13 protein-coding genes and 1 tRNA gene are annotated in these 15,925 nt (G+C 66.3%); 12 read left to right on the plus strand and 2 right to left on the minus strand.

The annotated features are described in order from the left end of the window. Nucleotides 1-28: 28 nt before the first annotated feature. Nucleotides 29-2,890 carry an FAD-binding and (Fe-S)-binding domain-containing protein gene (locus ABEA06_RS00580; RefSeq protein WP_345310222.1) on the plus strand — a complete coding sequence of 954 codons (2,862 nt, stop codon included), beginning with the start codon at nucleotides 29-31 and terminating at the stop codon, nucleotides 2,888-2,890. Nucleotides 2,891-2,921: 31 nt separating this feature from the next. On the opposite strand, the gene ABEA06_RS00585 is transcribed toward ABEA06_RS00580, so the two are convergent. Then, on the minus strand, nucleotides 2,922-4,256 hold the full coding sequence (locus ABEA06_RS00585) for an MFS transporter (protein WP_345310223.1): 1,335 nt from the start codon (nucleotides 4,254-4,256) through the stop codon (nucleotides 2,922-2,924). A 75-nt stretch (nucleotides 4,257-4,331) separates the two neighbouring features. Here ABEA06_RS00585 and ABEA06_RS00590 point away from each other — a divergent pair. The 6 genes from ABEA06_RS00590 (at nucleotide 4,332) to ABEA06_RS00615 (ending at nucleotide 10,348) form a co-directional block, all read left to right on the plus strand. Next, nucleotides 4,332-4,408, plus strand: a tRNA-Pro gene (locus ABEA06_RS00590). Between the two features lie 245 nt (nucleotides 4,409-4,653). Beyond that, nucleotides 4,654-6,096, plus strand: coding sequence for a hypothetical protein (locus ABEA06_RS00595; RefSeq protein ID WP_345310224.1), 1,443 nt, complete (start codon nucleotides 4,654-4,656; stop codon nucleotides 6,094-6,096). 111 nt (nucleotides 6,097-6,207) lie between these two features. Then, nucleotides 6,208-7,917 carry a GT4 family glycosyltransferase PelF gene (gene pelF / locus ABEA06_RS00600; RefSeq protein WP_345310225.1) on the plus strand — a complete coding sequence of 570 codons (1,710 nt, stop codon included), beginning with the start codon at nucleotides 6,208-6,210 and terminating at the stop codon, nucleotides 7,915-7,917. Further along, on the plus strand, nucleotides 7,914-9,032 hold the full coding sequence (locus tag ABEA06_RS00605) for a putative glycoside hydrolase (protein WP_345310226.1): 1,119 nt from the start codon (nucleotides 7,914-7,916) through the stop codon (nucleotides 9,030-9,032). The genes pelF and ABEA06_RS00605 overlap by 4 nt, the downstream gene beginning before the upstream one ends. Before the next feature lie 45 nt (nucleotides 9,033-9,077). Beyond that, on the plus strand, nucleotides 9,078-9,932 hold the full coding sequence (locus ABEA06_RS00610; protein WP_345310227.1) for a PhzF family phenazine biosynthesis protein: 855 nt from the start codon (nucleotides 9,078-9,080) through the stop codon (nucleotides 9,930-9,932). Then, complete coding sequence (locus tag ABEA06_RS00615) at nucleotides 9,929-10,348, plus strand: thiol-disulfide oxidoreductase DCC family protein (RefSeq protein WP_345310228.1); 420 nt, start codon at nucleotides 9,929-9,931, stop codon at nucleotides 10,346-10,348. The genes ABEA06_RS00610 and ABEA06_RS00615 overlap by 4 nt, the downstream gene beginning before the upstream one ends. Here ABEA06_RS00615 and thiE read toward each other — a convergent pair whose 3' ends face one another. Further along, nucleotides 10,349-11,005: a thiamine phosphate synthase gene (gene thiE, locus ABEA06_RS00620; RefSeq protein WP_303383239.1), complete on the minus strand. Its 657-nt coding sequence runs from the start codon at nucleotides 11,003-11,005 to the stop codon at nucleotides 10,349-10,351. 176 nt (nucleotides 11,006-11,181) lie between these two features. Between thiE and thiO the strand changes: the two genes are divergently transcribed. The 5 genes from thiO to ABEA06_RS00645 all read left to right on the plus strand — a co-directional run bounded on the left by thiO (nucleotide 11,182) and on the right by ABEA06_RS00645 (nucleotide 15,887). Next, nucleotides 11,182-12,432 (plus strand): glycine oxidase ThiO, encoded by a 1,251-nt coding sequence (gene thiO / locus ABEA06_RS00625; protein ID WP_345310229.1) that lies wholly within the window; start codon nucleotides 11,182-11,184, stop codon nucleotides 12,430-12,432. 11 nt (nucleotides 12,433-12,443) lie between these two features. Then, the gene (gene thiS, locus ABEA06_RS00630; RefSeq protein ID WP_345310230.1) at nucleotides 12,444-12,698 is read left to right on the plus strand and encodes a sulfur carrier protein ThiS; all 255 of its coding nucleotides are present in this window, start codon (nucleotides 12,444-12,446) and stop codon (nucleotides 12,696-12,698) included. A 1-nt stretch (nucleotide 12,699) separates the two neighbouring features. Beyond that, nucleotides 12,700-13,665, plus strand: coding sequence for a thiazole synthase (locus tag ABEA06_RS00635; protein WP_345310231.1), 966 nt, complete (start codon nucleotides 12,700-12,702; stop codon nucleotides 13,663-13,665). After that, nucleotides 13,662-14,858 carry a molybdopterin-synthase adenylyltransferase MoeB gene (gene moeB / locus ABEA06_RS00640; protein ID WP_345310232.1) on the plus strand — a complete coding sequence of 399 codons (1,197 nt, stop codon included), beginning with the start codon at nucleotides 13,662-13,664 and terminating at the stop codon, nucleotides 14,856-14,858. The genes ABEA06_RS00635 and moeB overlap by 4 nt, the downstream gene beginning before the upstream one ends. A gap of 228 nt (nucleotides 14,859-15,086) precedes the next feature. After that, nucleotides 15,087-15,887: an SDR family oxidoreductase gene (locus ABEA06_RS00645; RefSeq protein ID WP_345310233.1), complete on the plus strand. Its 801-nt coding sequence runs from the start codon at nucleotides 15,087-15,089 to the stop codon at nucleotides 15,885-15,887. Nucleotides 15,888-15,925: the final 38 nt, after the last annotated feature.

The raw sequence follows: 15,925 nt of genomic DNA on the forward strand, positions 1-15,925 counted from the left end.
GCACCCTCACACCCCGCAGGAGCATCGCATGAGCGCACCCGTCCAGGAACAGTCCATCACCGCCACCGAGCGATTCGTGGCGCAGGTACGCGAGGCGTGCGGTGCGAGCGCGATTGCCGAAAGTGAGCTGGAACGACGAGTTCTGGCCCACGATGCGTCCCACTACCTGCTGCAACCCCAAGCCGTGGTGCGCCCTCGAGATGCTGCGCACGTGGGCCATGTCTTTGCCGCTGCGGCTCGGCACGGAGTGGACCTCACATTGCGGTCGGGTGGTACGTCGCTGTCCGGGCAGGCCGTCACCGATCAGGTTCTGGTGGACACCCGCCGGCACTTCCGGGACGTCGAAGTGCTGGACAGCGGCGCCAGGGTCCGCGTTCAGCCCGGGGTCACTATTCGGCAGGTCAACGCCCGCCTGACGCCCCACGGGTACAAGCTGGGCCCGGATCCGGCCAGTGAGGCCGCATGCACCGTGGGTGGAGTGGTGGCCAACAACTCCTCGGGTATGGCGTGCGGCACCGAGTTCAACACCTACCGCACCCTTGAATCCATGACGGTGGTGCTGCCCTCCGGAACGGTGCTCAACACCGCCGATGCGGACGCGGGCGCCCAGTTGCGCGCCGCCGAACCCGAACTCCACGAGGGACTGCTCCGGTTGCGGCAACGCGTCATGGCGAACCCCGAGTCGGTGCGCACCATTGAGCGTTTGTTCGCCATGAAGAACACCATGGGTTACGGGCTCAACGCGTTCGTCGACTTCGAGGAACCCGTGCGGATCCTCGAGCACCTCATGATCGGCTCGGAGGGCACGCTGGGCTTCGTGGCCCAGGCGGTGTTCCGCACCGTCCCCGTTCATCCGTTCGTGGCCACCGGCCTGCTCGTGTTCCCCACGGTGGTGGCGGCCACCAGCTCCGTGCCGCAACTGGTGGACGCCCACTCCGCCACGGTCGAGTTGCTGGACGCTACCTCGTTGAAGGTCTCTCAGCGCACCGGTCAGGCTCCCCCGGTGATCATGAACATTGCCGTGGACCAGCAGGCCGCGTTGCTGGTCGAGTACCAGGCGGATTCGCACGCCGAGGTACGGGACCAGGCCGGCGCGGCGTCGTCGTTGTTCGCGGACCTGGGACTCGAGACCCCCGCGCAACTGACCACCGACCCCGGGGAACGCGCGAGCCTGTGGACCGTGCGCAAGGGCCTGTACACGACCGTGGCGGGCAACCGACCGACCGGTTCCAACGCGCTGCTCGAGGACATCGTGGTGCCGGTGTCGCAGCTGGGCGGGACGTGCGAGGAACTGACCGCGCTGTTCGACGCGCACGGCTACGAGGATTCCGTGATCTTCGGGCACGCCAAGGACGGCAACGTGCACTTCATGCTCAACGAGCAGTTCACGGACCCTCAGCAGCTCAAGCGCTACGAACGGTTCACCGAGGACATGGTGGATCTGGTTCTTGATCGCGGCGGCGCGTTGAAGGCCGAGCACGGAACCGGGCGCATCATGGCGCCGTTCGTGCGGCGGCAGTACGGCGACGAACTCTACGAAGTGATGCTCGAGCTCAAACACCTGATCGATCCGGAGTACCGCTTCAACCCGGGCGTGATCCTCACCAATGACCCCACCGCGTATCTGCGCGACCTCAAGACGGCGCCCACCGTGGAGGAAGAGGTCGACCGCTGCGTGGAGTGCGGTTATTGCGAGCCCGTGTGCCCCTCGCAGAACCTCACGCTGACCCCGCGGCAGCGGATTGCGGGTCGCCGCGAGATCGCGGAGGCGGAGCACGCCGGGCACCGGGCATTGGCCGCGCGACTGTCCCGCGAATACGACTACGCCGGCCTGGACACGTGCGCCGTGGACGGCATGTGCGTGACCGCCTGCCCCGTACACATCAACACGGGAGACCTGGTCCGTCGGTTGCGCGCGGAGAATCACTCCAAGGTGGCGGATGCCCTCTGGGCGGGTCTGGCGCGGTCCTGGTCCGTGACGGCCCCCGGTGCCGCCTTCGCGTTGTCCGTGGCCAACCGGCTGCCCGCGGTGCTGCCGGTCAGTGCGACAGCGGTGGCCCGGGCGGCCCTGGGCGCGGACAACGTTCCGCAGTACAAGCCCCAGCTCCCGGCGGGTGGCCGTTCACGGGATTTCTTGACGACGTCGCCCGCGAATGTTTCCGCCGAACAAGCCCGTGCCGTGTTCTTCCCCGCGTGCATCGGGACCATGTTCGGAACGGTCGAGGGTGCCGGCCCCTCCGTCTCGGAGGCTTTCCTCAAGCTGTGCCGGCGGGCCGGAGTGGGCGTGAGCATTCCCCAGGGCATCACGGCCACGTGTTGCGGCACTCCGTGGAAGTCCAAGGGCCTACCCACCGGCTACAAGACCATGTCCCACCGCACGTTGGAGACGCTGTGGGAGGCTTCCGATCACGGCCGGCTGCCGATCGTGTGCGACGCGTCCTCGTGCACCGAAGGGCTGGAAACCATGCAGCAGTTGGCTCAGGAGACCGAGAAGTACGCGCCGTTGCGCTTTGTGGACGCCGTGGAATTCGTCTCGGAGCACGTGCTGGATCGGCTCACGGTGTCCGACCCGGTGCGCTCGATGGCCGTGCACCCCACCTGTTCCTCTGTGCAATTGGGCATCAACGATCACCTCATGCGCCTCGCCGGCGCGGCCGCTGAACGGGCCACGGTCCCCTTCGCCTGGGGTTGCTGCGGGTACGCCGGTGACCGTGGAATGCTGCACCCGGAACTCACCGCGGCCGCCACGGCCCCGGAGGCCGCGGAGGTCAACGCCACCCACTACGACGCCTATGTCTCCCTCAACCGCACGTGCGAACAGGGCATGACCGAAGCCACCGGCAAGGCCTACGAGCACGTGTTGCAGGTACTCGAGCGCGCGAGCAGGTGACGGGAGGCCGGGACGGTGCAGAGCGGCGTCGTCAGATTTCATGGCGCGGGTGCGCCACGGCTCGGGAGGCTGCCCGCGCCACGGGGACGGTCGAGACAAGGCATACGACCACACCGAAGGCCAAGCATGCAATGAAACCCCTGACCGGGCCGATCCCGAAGACCTCCCCCACGAACGGGCCCAGAACCGCAAGGACGAACGGCACCGCAAAACCGGTGTAGGTCAGGGTGTAGAAGACGCCGATGAGCGCCCCCAGTTCATGTGGTTCGGCGATGATCTCCACCTCCCGCAGACCGGAAACCATCATGATGCCGTAGCTGCACCCCAGGATGATGGCGGCGGGAACCACCAGAAGTGCGCTGCCCAGCTCGACGGCGATGCCGCCGACCAGCAAACCCACGCTCGCGGCACCCAGGCCGACGACCGACAACGGCAACCAGCCGCGCGAGGCGAGTTGCGCGGCGACCGGCTGGATGAAGACACCCGAAAACATGCCCACACCGGAGATGAGACCGAGGTAAGCGATCGGATACGCGACGTTGTCCGTCACGAAACCCGGGATGCTCGTGAACGCGACCGTGGCCGTGCCGAAGACCCACGGGGCCCACGCGGCGACCGCCCAGAAGAACCGGCCCGTGAGCGCGATCCGCGGAACCAACGGGGGCCGTGTGACGCGCCCCGCCGCGGGGAACTGGGTTTCGGGGACACCCCACACCAGCGGGACGGTCACGAGGACCAGTGCAATGTGCAGCAAATACGGCGTGACCTGCGGGGCGGGCACGAACTGGGCGAATTGCGCGGCGATCAAGGGCCCTCCGCCGAAGCCCGCGGACAGCACGATCGTGGCACGCCGCGGGCCCGCAGACGGCCGGTCGACGGACAGTTGTTTGATCCACGCAGACCCCGAGGACATGGCCATGCCCACCCCGAAGCCCATGATCCACCGGCCCACGTACAGTACCCATTCGGGGGCCTCACTACCTGCCGCGAGGATGCCCGAGGCCACAGCGACAAGGATCAGCGCCGGCCGAACGACTGCGCGGCGCCCGTAGTGGTCGGAGATGGGACCGAAAATCAGCAGCGCGGGCACCAGCCCCGCGGCGTAAATACCGAACATCGCGGTCACGGAAGCTTCGGAGATGCCGTCCTGATCGCGGTAAACCTTGAGCATGGGCGCGAACAGGTTGGTGCCGAACCCCACCGCGAACATCGCGAGCCCCACGCGGATCCAGGTGCGAGAAGTGATGGCGATGTCCCGGGACGGGGAGTTCGTGTCACCGGTGGCGGGCCGCGCAGTCATATAGGGGACCTTACCCGTGCTGCTCGACACCGTGGTCAGTGAGTCGCCCACGATGATCCAGCGCACCGATCCTTGGATTTCACAATCCCACTTGTGGCCCGCTATGCTGAAGCAGTTGTTTGCGGGTACGCCTGCCAACATCGGGATGTGGCGCAGCTTGGTAGCGCGCGTCGTTCGGGACGACGAGGTCGCAGGTTCAAATCCTGTCATCCCGACCAAGTGTCCCCTTGCCATCACTGATCGTGACGGCAAGGGGATTTTTCATTACCCCGGTTCGCGACCCAGATGACTTAATAAGTCCTTAGCCCACAATTAATTTCGCGTTCGGATTGAGTTTTGCATTCGCACACGCGTACTGTGAATTCTGGGAACACAGCCATCTAGAGAGCTGTGAAGCATTATTTCATCGGGCGTTCATCCGGCGGGGGCCGAGAACGTGTTCCGATTTCATTGGGGGAACATCTTGGGGTCCATAAAGTCCTTGGTTCATGACGCCTACAGTCGGCGCCGAACCGCAATCATCCTGACCGCGCTACTGCTGACAGCCCTCATTCCGGGCATCGTGGATGGCCTGACTCGACCCGGCCTGACGGTATTGACCGTGGGGGGAGGCGTCCTGGTGCTTCTCACCGTCGCCTTGCTGGCACGGGACAGCACGCCGAGCCTTCCGGTGGGCGAGAGCAACTCATCCGTGAGTAACCGTGGCGGCATCAACTTGATGCTTTACCTGTCGCCGGTGATTTTTCTGAACATCGTCTTCCCGCTCGTGAGTCCTCACATGGCCGCGGCCACGGTGGGCGGTGTGCAACTCACCTACGTGGTGCTGGCATCCTCGATCACGGTGCCCTGGTTGGCCCAGGCTGCGTGCATGCCGGCATACCGTGCGATCGGCGGCCTCATGGCGGAGCGGGATATGCAGAAAATCACCCGCCGCTTCTGCGAGGTCTGGCCGGCCATGTTCACGCAAACCGTTCCGCTGGTGGCCGTGTTCGCACTCCCGCTGTGGCTGGCCACCGGGTGGTCCCTCCAGGCGATGGGCGCCTACCTGGCGTTGTGCGCCGCGCACGTGCTGTTCGTCCAGTCCCTGGTGCTGGCCAACGTCGGTGAGCGTCGCGGATTGTGGGCCGTTGCCTGGGCCGCCTATGCGCTTTCGCTCGCGGTGGCCCCCACTCTGTGGATCTTGCCCCCGCTCCTGGCCGCGACCACTCAGATCGCCGCCATGGGCCGCAGCCTGACCCACGTCAAGACGTTCGAACGCCTCGGGCGCCGTAACTTCGCGGTGGACGTCGTACGGGGCCTGCTGCTCGGTTCCGTCCTGTGGGCGGACAAGTTCGTGCTGTTCCTCGTCACGGACGGAACGTTCCAGGTGGTCGTGGTCTTCATGGCCATGCTCCCCGCTGTGCTCGCCTACAACTTCTACTTCGTGAATCTCGCTCCGCACGTCGATCAGGCAGTGACCCGCCTTCATAAGGCCATCGAGCACGAGCCCCTTCCCGAAATGGCGTCCCGCTCCACCGTGCTCAGCTACATCGTGGATCGCTCGGTGCTGCGGACCGGTGCGGTGGGCATGGTACTGACGCTGGCGGCGTCGTTGTTGTTGGGCGGTTTGCAGCCCGAGAACGCCCTGTTGGCCGTGACCGTCTCCGTGGCCTCGTGGACCTTCATGATGCTCACGCTCCTCAGCTATGAGCTGGACTACATCGGCGAGAAGATCACCGCGCAGGTACTCGGCGCAGTGCACCTGGTGGCCGCCGGACTCGCCTTCACCATGCTAGGCACCACAGGAGCGTACGCGCTGCTCCTGCTGGTCGACTTCGCCCTGGTCGTCGGGGCATGGGCCCTCTACAAGCGGCACTGGGCCAAGCCCGAGTACACGCTGTTCTGGCGTCACGCCACATCCTGGTAGCCACACCCACCACCGCGTCCGATGCGTGCCCGCTCACTTCAGGCAGCACGGAGACGCCGCCCCGCCCGGGGTTCGACCGGGCCCACCGACGCGCTCTAGAGGAGCCTCTTCATGTACCCCTTTGTTCGTTCCCACGGTAAACACCGCGCCGCCAACCCTGCCTGCGATCTTGTGCCCGCGCAGGAACAGGCACAAAAGCACTACGAGGATGTGGACGTGGCCATCGTCATGGAATCCACATATCCGTACCTGAAGGGCGGCGTCTCGGCTGTCGTTCACGACATCGTGACGGGCAACCCCGACCTGAGCTACGGCATCATCCACATCGCCTGGGATGCCAGCCAGCCCATGGAAGACCTGTACGGCATGCCGGAGAACGTGAAGTGGGTGCGCGTGATCTTCCTCAGCATGCAGGAGCACCGCCACGATTTCATGGCTGTGCGCCCCAAGGACCTGAACATGAACTCCGCTGAGCGCACGCGGCTGTCGAATCGCCTCTTCGACGCTCTGTCCGCGCTCTCCGAGCACCGGGACACCGAGCCACTGTGGGAGCTGATCGACGAGGGCTTCAATGAGCGCACGCGTGAATACCCGCTGTGGGCGGTCCTCGGTTCGCAAGAGTTCATGCACGCGTTGACCGAGCGGATGCCGCAGCTCGGTATGTCGTTGTCCGAATCGTTCTGGACCCTGCGCGGTTTCTTCTCGCTGGCTCACGCGGTTCTCGGGGAAACCATGCCCCGCGCCCGCGTTTACCACGCGCACACCACCGGCTACGCCGCCCTGCTGGGTGCGGCCGCCGCACGCGACCACGGGACGTCCTTCCTGTTGACCGAGCACAACCTGTACGTGCGGGACACCGTCAACACGCTGCTGGACCGCAACATGGCGTTGTCGGTCACCTCCAACGATTACCGCACCTTCGATGTCCCCCCGGAGCACCGCGCCTGGATGGCCTGGTGGATCGAGATGGGTCACTTCTGCTATCCCAGCGCTGAGGTGGTCACCTACCTCTACCCCACCGCGATCACCGAGGCCGCCGAGCTGGGCGCGGACATCAACAAGTCCGTGGTCCTGCCCAACGGCATGGTCATCGAGGAATTCGAGGAGAAGTACCACAAGCGCCAGGATGCGGTGGAACGGATTGCGTCGAACCCCGACGAGCACACATGGAAGCTCGTGTACATCGCCCGCGTTGTGCCCATCAAGGGGCTCATGGACCTGCTGTCGAGCATGGATCTGCTGCGCAAGGCCGGGTTCCCCAACCTGCACCTGGATGTCCTGGGCCCCACCGAGCACGTGCCCGAATACTATGAGGCATGCCTGGCCAAGATCGACAGCTTGGGTTTGCACGACATGGTGACCATTCACGGCACTGTGAACGTACGGGATATGCTCGACCAGTTCGATCTGCTGGTGCTGCCCAGCTACAACGAAGGTCAGCCCATCGTGGTTCTGGAGGCTATGGCCGCGGGCATTCCCACCGTGGGATCGGACGTGGGCGGCATGAGCCAACTGGTGGCGGACGACCTGGACACCAACGACGGTCGGACGTGGGGTGCGTGCGGCGAGCTGCTGTCCCCCGGCGATGTGGAGACCATGGCCCAGCGGATCCAGGCCGTGATCGGCGATGTGGACCGTTACCGTTCCTACTGCGGCAACGCCCGCGGGCGCGTGGAGGATTTCTTCCAGCTCCACGAGGTCATGTCCTCCTACAACAAGCTCTACCGGATGCTCGGGAACATGGGCGAGGAGCGCAACTTCGAATACGCAGCCGGGCAGTCGCTCATGGCCAGCGCCCATGTTTCCGGGCGCGCTTCGTGAGTGAAGTGACCGGGGTAGCCGACATCAACACCGCTGCCGCCGTCCCCGGAACGGGCGGGGTAGGCGCATGGATCCGCTACGGCTGGCCCATCAGCGCGGAACAAATCGACTTCGCGGCCGAACACTACCGCGCGGCCATTCTGCAGCCGTGGGAGCTGGAGTCGGCCGCGGAACTGAAGCGCCGCCGCCCGGACATGACCGTGCTCTGTTACAAGTGCCTGTCCTCAACCCGCAGCTACGAGCCCGGCCCGCTGTACAGCTCGGGGGTTTCCTACTCCGAGGCCCCGGATGATTGGTTCGCCCAGCGGCTCAACGGTGGACGGATCCAATGGGCCCGCTACGAGGGGCACTGGCAAATGACCGTGTGGTCCCCCGAGTACCGGAACCGCTGGGTTCGCAACGTCGTCGCCGAGCTGACCGATTCGCCCTTCGACGGCGTCATGGCCGACAACGACGTGTTCGACGACTACTACGGCCTGGACCTGCCCATCCGTGATGCCCGATCCATGACCGATTTCCGTGACGGCGTAGGAGAACTGGTACACACGGCTGGGCGGGCACTGAACGACGTCGGCAAAATCCTGGTGCCGAACATCGCCGAATCGCGGCGCGAACCCGGGCGCTGGGCACGTCACGCCGCCTACGGCGGCGGCTTCGAGGAGGTGTGGCTGGGATTCAGCCCCGTTGATCTCTTCGACCCGGAGACCACCGAGTCGCAGCTCCCCCAAGCCGACGGGCCCGGCCTGAGCATCCTGCGCGTTCCCACCGACGGCAACGACGAGCACCCCAATTTCGAGTACGGTCTGGCCGCGTTCTGGATCTTCGGCGCAGGTCGCGGCGCCTATTCCGCCACCGGCCACGACGACTACAGCCGCACTCAGCACGTCGCCCAGCTCGACTGGGACCTGGGCGAGCCGCTGGATGAACCAGTGCGGCGCGGCCACACCTGGTGGCGCGAATTCACGCACGGCTGGGCCGCGGTGAACTTCAATTCCGACCGCCGACGACGCCGCCGCGTGCGGGTACCCCGCGGCATGGTCGATGTGCAGGGTGATCCGGTCGGGCCCCGTCTGGTTCTTCATCCCCGCCGCGGTGTGGTGTTGCGGCGGGGGTGAGGACCAGGGACGGTCCTCCCGAACGGCATGTGATGGAATCAACCCATGACTGATCAGCAACGCCGACGTCCGTTCGCCCAGGTCGATGTCTTCTCCCGCGATCCCCACATGGGCAATCCGGTCGCGGTGGTACTCGACGGCACGGACCTCAGCGACCAGGACATGGCCCGGTTCGCGCGGTGGACCAATCTGTCCGAAACCACGTTCGTCCTTCCGCCCACCTCGCCGGACGCGGATTACCGGCTGCGTATCTGGACCCCCGGTGGTGAGCTACCCTTCGCGGGTCACCCCACGCTCGGTTCGGCGCACGCGTGGCGCGAGGCGGGCAACGCCGCCCGCTCCGGCGATGTCATTGTGCAGGAATGCGCCGCCGGCCTGGTCGAGATCCGACCCACCAACGACGGCGCTCTGACCTTCGCCGCGCCGCCCACCTCGCGGTCGGGGAACTTCGACCCGGCCATGCTCGAGCAGGTCACGGCCGGGTTGGGCCTGGATGACGAGGAAATCGTGGCCCATCAGTGGGTGGACAACGGACCGGGATGGGCCGCCGTTCTGCTCCCCTCCGCGGCCGACGTGCTGGCCATCGAACCGGATTACCCGGCACTGGGAAATTACAAGGTCGGCGTGGTGGGCCCTTATCCGGAGGGCAGCCCGCAACAGTTCGAGGTCCGCGCCTTCGTCACGGGAACCGGCGGCTACGAGGATCCCGTCACGGGGAGCCTCAACGCGAGCCTGGCGCAGTGGCTCATGAGAACCGGCCGAGCGCCGTCGTCGTACGTTGCTCAGCAGGGAACGGCCATGGGGCGCCGAGGGCGTGTGACCGTGACCTCGGACGCCCACGAGAACGTGTGGGTGGGCGGGGACTGCACCACCTGCATCAGCGGATCGGCACTGCTGTGAGCGGCCGGGACAGCGGACCCGGCAAGGCCGAGCTGGACCTGATCTTCGACGGCCGCTGCGGCTTCTGCACCCGCGCCGTGGGGTGGGTCCGCGCCCTCGACAGGCACGGCCGCATCACCACCCACGCGTACCAACAACCGGACGTGCTGGAACGCTTCGGTCTCACCGAATCACAAGCCCACGCGGCAGTCTGGGCCGTGACCGGCGAGAGGAAATCGGCGGGCGCGGCCGCCGTGGCCGCCACCCTGGACACAGCCCTCGGCACCCGCATTTTTGGCCGCCTGTACCGGATCCCCCCGGTGCGAATGCTTGAGGATCGCGTGTACCAATGGGTTGCCGACCACCGCGGGAAGTTCCCCGGTGTCACTCCGTGGTGCGAGCAGCATCCGGGGCGCTGCTCGGTGAGAACCATGTAACTACAGGAAAGCCCGCAGCTCTCGAGCGGCGGCTTCGGGATCGGCGGCGCCCGTGACCGCCCGGACCACCACGATCCGCGACGCACCGCACTCGAGCACGGCCGGCAACCGTTGCGCGTCAATCCCGCCGATCGCGAAGAACGGTTTGTCCCCCGCATGCTCCGCCGCGTACCGCGGGAGTTCCAGGCCAACGGCCGCTCGACCGGGTTTGGTGGGTGTCTCCCACACGGGCCCGGTGCAGAAATAATCCAGCCCATGATCCGCAATGGCGGCATCCACTTGCCCGCGGGACAGGCACGAACGGCCGATGATCACGCCATCACCCAGCAACCGGCGCGCCTGCGGGGTGGTGAGGTCGCCTTGTCCCACGTGAAAAACGTCCGCGCCGGTGAGCAGTGCGACATCCGCCCGGTCGTTGACCGCGAAGAGCTTGCCGTGCTCGCGAGCAACGTCCGCGAGCACCTCGATGGCCCGGATCTCGGCCGCGGCTTCCAGTTTCTTATCGCGCAGCTGAATGATGTCCACGCCGCCCTCGTAGGCGGAATGCAGGAATTCCCGCAGGTCACCGTGGTCTTGCCGCGCCGTGACACACACGTACAGCTTGGCCTTCGCGAACGCGTCACGCCGGCGGGCACCCTGCTTTTGTTGCTCACTCATGTGGCCATGGTGCCACGGGTCACGGTTACACTGGGACGTATCGGTCACACGGCCGGAAGTTCCACGGGAGTCCGCAATTGTTGTCCCGGCAACCACCGCAGCGGGCTGAGAGGGCGTGAGCCGCCGACCGTAAACCTGATGCGGGTCATGCCGCCGGAGGGAGTGAAGTGGTACCCATGCCACCCGTTGTTCGTCACGGTGCCCCACGGCACGCAGTGGTCGCGGGCGCCGGCCTGATCGGTCTGGCAACCGCTTTCGAATTACGACGCCGCGGCGTTGCCGTGACGCTCGCAGATCCCGAGCCCGCCTCGGGAGCCACCTACGCAGCCGCCGGTATGTTGGCTCCCATTGCCGAAACACAGTACGGGCAAGAGGGTCTCTACCCACTCATGGCCGCCTCCGCCGTGGAGTATCCGGCGTTCATCGAGCGCGTGTCTGCGGCATCGGGACTACCCACCGGCTACCGCACGGAAGAGACCCTGGTCGTGGGGGTGGATTCCGCGGACGCACAGAGCCTCCAGGATCTTGCGGATCATCAGCGGGCCGCGGGCATGCGGGTGGACACCATTACCGCTCGCGAGGCCCGACAACTTGAACCCGCCCTCGCACCGCATTTCGCCGGTGCCATCAGGGTTCCCACGGATCACCAAGTGGATCCCCGGTTACTTGCGGCCTCACTGATTCACGCGCTCGACGCGCCCGTCATCGATACCCTGAACGGTGCCACCGACCCCGGCCCCGTGCGCTGGTTCCACGCGAAGGTGGAACGCGTTCTCTCGACGCGCGGATCCGAACCCCGGGTGAGCGGAGTGTTCCTGGACGGCGGCGAGACGGTCCAGGGCGAAGCGGTTGTCCTGGCAACCGGTCTGAACACCGGTGATGCCGGACAGCTGCCCCCTAACTTGAGTCTGCGGCTGCGCCCCGTGTACGGGGATGTTCTCAGGCTCCGGGTGCCCGATTCGTTGCTGTTACCGGGCGAGGAGAACGTGATCGCCCGAACGGTGCGCGGGCGGGTCGGCGGGCGGCCCGTCTATCTGGTGCCCCGCGCGGACCGCACGCTGGTGCTGGGCGCAACGAGCCGTGAGGACGGCCGCGACTCGGTACTGGCCGGAGGCGTACATCAATTATTGCGGGACGTGCGAACAATTCTGCCCGCCGTGGATGACTGCGATGTCCTGGAAATGATTGCCCGTGCCCGCCCCGGGACCCCCGACGATCTGCCCTACATGGGGCTGTGCTCCATGGACGGGCTGGTCATCAGCACCGGGCACTTCCGACACGGCATTCTGCTCACGCCCGTGGCCTCGCGACTCGCCGCCGAACTGGCAACGGGCGAGTTGGACCCGGCCGTCAGCCACGAACGCGACCACGAGTTCTTGACCTCGACAGACCCCGCGCGGCACTCCCCCGCGCACCCCGAAATGTAGCAGGTGACGCCTTGAATACCGCCCCTCACGACACCATCCTGGTCAATGGGAACCCCGTACCCCTCACCGAGGGCCTGTCCGTGGCCGATGCCGTGGCCGACCTGACCGGTCGCGACATCACCGCCGCGGGCCGCGCGGCCGACGGCAAGCCGCTGGGCATTGCCGTGGCACTCGATCACGCGGTGATCCCCCGGTCTCGCTGGTCCGACACCATGCTCGAAGCACACCAGACCGTGGAGATCGTCACCGCGGTGCAGGGAGGCTGAGATGGCCAGCGATCAGTTGATCATCGACGGCGTGAGCCTGAGTTCCCGACTCATCATGGGTACCGGCGGCCTCACGGATCTGGCCATGTTGGAGCGTGCACTCCTGGCATCGGGCACCGAGCTGACCACCGTGGCGGTGCGGCGTTACGCACCCGGAGCGGGCCTCGGTTCGGACACCGGCCGCGCGGGCCGGAACGGTGAGGCTGCGGCGTCGTCTCCCCCGGACAGCCTCTACGACATCCTGCACCGCAACGACATCAAGGTGCTGCCCAATACCGCCGGATGCTACACCGCCCGGGATGCGCTGCTGACCGCGGAACTGGGCCGGGAAGCGCTGGAAACGGACTGGGTGAAACTCGAGATCATCGCGGACCAGGACACCCTGCTCCCGGACGGCGTGGAACAGCTGGACGCCACCGAACAGCTCGCGGCGCGCGGTTTCAAGGTGTTCGCGTACACCTCGGATGACCCCGTTCTGGCGCTGCACCTCGAACGGGCCGGGGCGAGTGCCGTGATGCCGTTGGGTGCGCCGATCGGAACCGGACTGGGCATCTTGAACCCGCACAACATTGAGCTGATCGCCTCTCGTGCGGGCGTTCCCGTGGTTCTGGACGCGGGCATTGGCACGGCCTCCGAGGCCGCGCTGGCCATGGAACTGGGCTGCGACGCCGTGCTGCTCGCCTCCGCCGTGACCCGCGCCCAGAATCCCGTGGACATGGCCCGCGCCATGCGATACGCCGTGGAAGCCGGGCGGCTGGCGCGCGGTGCGGGCCGGATTGCACGGCGCACGCACGCTGTGGCGTCATCGCCGATGGCCGGGCGGATCGGCACGGGGGATGGCGCGGCGGGGTTCGATACCGCGGGACCTGATGTGCCTCGCGGTGACTGGCCGGGCCCCTCCCTCGCCTCGCCGTCCTCACCGTTGTCCTCACCCGTCCCGTCAGACTCGGAGTCGCACGTTTCATGACCGCAGCTTCCCCCTTCCCACCTCTCGTCGAGCCCGCCCCGGAGCTCAGCCACGAAGAACTGGAACGCTACTCCCGCCACCTCACGCTCCCGCAACTCGGAGTCGATGGCCAGCGGCGGCTGAAGAACGCACGCGTTCTGGTGATCGGCGCCGGGGGCTTGGGTGCACCCGCCCTGCAGTACCTTGCCGCGGCCGGGGTGGGAACCCTCGGCGTGGTCGATGATGACGTGGTCTCCGTGTCCAACCTGCAACGTCAGGTGATCCACGGGATGGCAGACATTGGCCGTGCCAAGGTTGATTCCGCCGCGGACGCGGTGGCCCGTCTGAATCCCCTGGTCACCGTACGGACGCACGGCGAGCGCCTGAGCACCGACAATGCCCTGGAGATCTTCTCCGGTTACGACCTGGTCATGGACGGCGCGGACAACTTCGGCACGCGTTACCTGGTGTCCGACGCCGCCGAACTCGTCGGGATTCCGGTTGTCTGGGGATCCATTCTGCGCTTCGACGGGCAGGTGTCCGTGTTCTGGTCCGGTCACGGCCCGGTGTATCGCGACCTCTTCTCGGAGGCACCGGCACCCGGTCAGGTTCCTTCCTGCGCCGAGGGTGGTGTGCTCGGCATGCTCCCGGCGACCATTGGGTCGGTCATGGTCACCGAGGCACTCAAACTGATCACCGGTATCGGCCGCCCCCTGGTGGGTCGTGTCCTCATCCACAACGCCCTCGCCCAGACCTGGCGCGAACTGACCGTTCTACCGGACCCCGATCGCCCTGCGGTCACCGACCTCTCCCAGGTCGTCGTGGCCTGCGGGGTCCCTACCGCCGACGACGCCGCTCCCGCCCCCCACGAAACCGTCACCGCCCCGGAGCTGGCCGGGCTGCTGACCTCTCGTTCACTTGGTGAAACGTCTTTCACGCTGATTGACGTGCGCGAGGCCTGGGAGCGGGATCTGGTTTCCATCCCGGGGTCTATGCAGGTCCCGTTGCAGGAAATTCTGGACCGCGGTGTGTCCGCGTTGCCGGATTCGGTGGAGGGCAATGTCATTCTGCATTGCAAGGCGGGAGTGCGCTCCGCTCAGGCGCTGAGTGCGTTACGCGGGGACTACGCGCTGCGGGAGGACACCGTGAAGCATCTGGACGGTGGCGTTCTGGCGTGGATCTATCAGGTCGACCCGTCGCTGCCGCACTACTGAGGTCGCCGGCAGTCTCAGGGGAGGTAATTGCGGGATGTGGGCAAGAATTCTGCATTGACCTCACACCAGACTGCGCCGCTGCAGTTACCTCACAGCAGACTCCAGGGTGGGAGTGGTTCGACCCAGATCGACGACATAGCGAGCTTCTCGGGGCCTTTACAGTCACACGTGTCACCATGAAACTAGCGGTCGAGTCACCGGGGCCGGCCGTGTCACTGAGGAGAGATCGTGCCCAACACTGAAGTTGCTGCGCCTCGCGTCTACGTGGTCACCGGAGCCGGATCCGGCATCGGTCAGGCCACTGCCGCTCAGCTCATCGAAGAAGGCCACCGGGTCATTGGCGTTGATCTCAAGAACACGGAAGTGGTCGCGGACCTCTCCACCGAAGAGGGCATCGCCGGGATGGTGGAAGAGATCACGCAACTGACCTCCGTGGTGGACGGCGTGATCGCCAATGCCGGAACCTCGTTGCAGGCTCCCATGGACGTGGCCATCAACTTCTTCGGCGCGGTGGGAACGGTCGAGGGCCTGCTCCCCCTGCTCAACCAGTCGGATGCACCGCGGGTATGCATCACCACCAGCGCGGCGTCATTGCACCCAGCCCATGACGACCTCCTCGAGGCGATGCTCAACGGTGACCGTGCGACCGCCGCCGCGATCGGCGAGCAGCTCGTGGCCGCGGGCGGAATGGCCGGTTACCTCAACTATTCCTCCTCCAAGCAGGCCGTGGCCCGTTGGATCCGCCGCAATGCCACCACCGAACGGTTTGCCGGAGCGGGCATCTCGCTCAACGCAGTAGCTCCCGGTGTGGTCATCACGCCCATGACCGAGCAACTCTTCGCCACCGAAGAGGGCCGCCAGCAAATGGAGCAGGGCATGCCCTCCCCCCTGAACGGTCCGGCCCGCGCCGAGGACATCGCCGCCGCCATCTGCTTCCTGACCTCCACCGCAGCCGGCAAGGTCACCGGTCAGGTGTTGTTCGTGGATTCCGGTTACGACGCGCTGACCCGCGGCGACTCCTCCTGGTAAGACATGCGGCCGCCCGACCCGTCGCGGGAAGCCCGCGG

Source organism: Kocuria gwangalliensis, from assembly GCF_039544365.1.
GTDB classification, from domain to species: Bacteria; Actinomycetota; Actinomycetes; order Actinomycetales; family Micrococcaceae; genus Kocuria; species Kocuria gwangalliensis.